Origin of the sequence: Polaromonas sp., from assembly GCF_041689105.1 — a bacterium.
GTDB lineage: Bacteria > Pseudomonadota > Gammaproteobacteria > Burkholderiales > Burkholderiaceae_C > Polaromonas.
Genome location: NZ_JBDNGU010000224.1, coordinates 1 through 1,724, shown reverse-complemented (window position 1 = coordinate 1,724; position 1,724 = coordinate 1). Strand labels below are relative to the sequence as shown.

Sequence of the window (1,724 nt, the reverse complement as noted above, 5' to 3'; positions counted from 1 at the left end):
TGGCTCTACGCCGATCACTGTCTTGTTCAAGCCCCGCGTGTCCTGCACGTCGAACAGTATTGCCGCGTCTAGCCGACCCGCGCGCAGCCATTCGAGAAGGAACCCAGACATCGCCTCGACCACATGCGGAGATACCTTCGGCATCGTCTTGCTGATCTTCCGCAGAAGCGGAGCGATCACGATAGGCGTCAGGGTGGCGGGCATGCCCACCACGATTTTTCCAAACGGCTCGATGCCAAGCGACATCACGTCTTGCTGGGCCTGACCAATTTGCCGCAGGATGTTGCGCGCGTGCTCCAGTAGTAAGCGGCCGTGCACTGTCGGCGTTACACCGCTCTTGCTGCGATCGAGCAGCCGGACACCAAGGCCATCCTCCAAGTTGCGCATGTGTGTGCTGAGAGCGGACTGGGCCACATGAAGCGCCAAGGCGGCGTGCGTAAGGCTGCCGGATTCGACAACCTTTACGAAGTAGCGTAGTTGACGGGTGTCCATGCAGATCGCCTTGTACTTTTTATCCATCTTAAAAAAAGATGAATATCATAGTAATTCTATTCTTTTCAGAATTTACCGTTCTCAATAAGATCGACTTCATGAAAAGCGAAATGCCCGCCCTGGTGCCATTTGCCTTGCCCGAAGTGTCGGAAGCTGCTGCAAAGGGATCGTTGCGCGAGGTCTATGCCGATATTCGGCAAGTCATGCGATTACCGATGGTCAACTTGATCTACCGTCACCTTGCGACCCAGCAAGCGACCCTCGAACGGGTTTGGAACGCCTTGCGGCCACATTTCGCTTCCGGCGCCGTGGACACCGCAGCAGCCCAATTACGCAGCGAGGTGGAGTCGATTGTCAAAGCCATGGAGGTAGCTCCGCGCGGAAGCCGGAGTTCACCTCCGTCCTTTGAGCCAGCCATCCTCGAAGTCGTGGAGGCCTACCTTCTGGGCAACAGCCAAAACCTCGTAGCGCTATCGGCTTTACTGCTCGCGCGGGGGGCTCCGGCCAGCGCAGACGGCAACGGTAACTCCGCGTACGCGACTCTACCTTACCCGCAGCCGCAGCCGCAGCCGCAGCCGCTGAGGCCTTTGCCAGACTTTCGGGATCTTGACGACGTCACGCGCGCACGCATCCACCGCCTGAACCGCGTAGCAGACGAGCCAGAACCCGCTGTCGTTGCGAGCCTCTATCGCCACTTGGCGCTGTGGCCGCAGTCGCTGGCTGCGGCCGAAGACCTGTTGGAAGAACTGGAACAACGCAACACACTGCGAAACGCTCGCGACGCGACAGTCGCCGCTGCGCGCGAACTGCTGATGCAGCAACCGCTTCAGTTATCTGCGCTCGGCGACGAATTCAATAGGAGCTTTGGGCGAACGCTAGGTCATTTCGCAACGGTCACGATCCCCAAGATGCTACCCATCGGTACAGCCTTGCTGTTGTCGTGGCGAACGCCTCCCGCAATCCCATAACTTCAACGTCGTCATGCGCCCTAACTTTCTTTTTATCATCACCGATCAGCACCGGGCAGACCACTTGGGTTGTTACGGCAATTCAGTCGTACGCACACCGCACATCGACTCCATCGCTGCGCGCGGCTGGCGCTCAGAGCGCTTCTATGTCGCCAATCCCGCGTGCATGCCCAATCGCGCCACTTTAATGACCAGCCGCATGCCCTCGCTGCATGGCGTGCGCTCCAACGGAATTGCACTTTCCGCAGAGGCCACCACCTTTGT

Annotated in this window: 3 protein-coding genes; 2 read left to right on the top strand and 1 reads right to left on the bottom strand. The window is 58.6% G+C overall.

The genetic code is table 11. The annotated features are described in order from the left end of the window. Positions 1 to 492, bottom strand: a 492-nt coding sequence (locus tag ACESMT_RS21075; RefSeq protein WP_372828544.1) for a LysR family transcriptional regulator, incomplete at its 3' end; no start/stop codon positions are given. A 38-nt stretch (positions 493 to 530) separates the two neighbouring features. Here ACESMT_RS21075 and ACESMT_RS21070 point away from each other — a divergent pair. Beyond that, the gene (locus tag ACESMT_RS21070) at positions 531 to 1,460 is read left to right on the top strand and encodes a hypothetical protein (protein ID WP_372828543.1); all 930 of its coding nucleotides are present in this window, start codon (positions 531 to 533) and stop codon (positions 1,458 to 1,460) included. A 13-nt stretch (positions 1,461 to 1,473) separates the two neighbouring features. Next, positions 1,474 to 1,724: sulfatase-like hydrolase/transferase (locus ACESMT_RS21065; protein ID WP_372828542.1), on the top strand; the 251-nt coding region annotated here is incomplete at its 3' end.

Excerpts from the sequence above, each read along its gene's own strand:
- ACESMT_RS21070 (WP_372828543.1), top strand. The coding sequence starts at position 531 with ATGAATATCATAGTAATTCTATTCTTTTCAGAATTTACCGTTCTCAAT.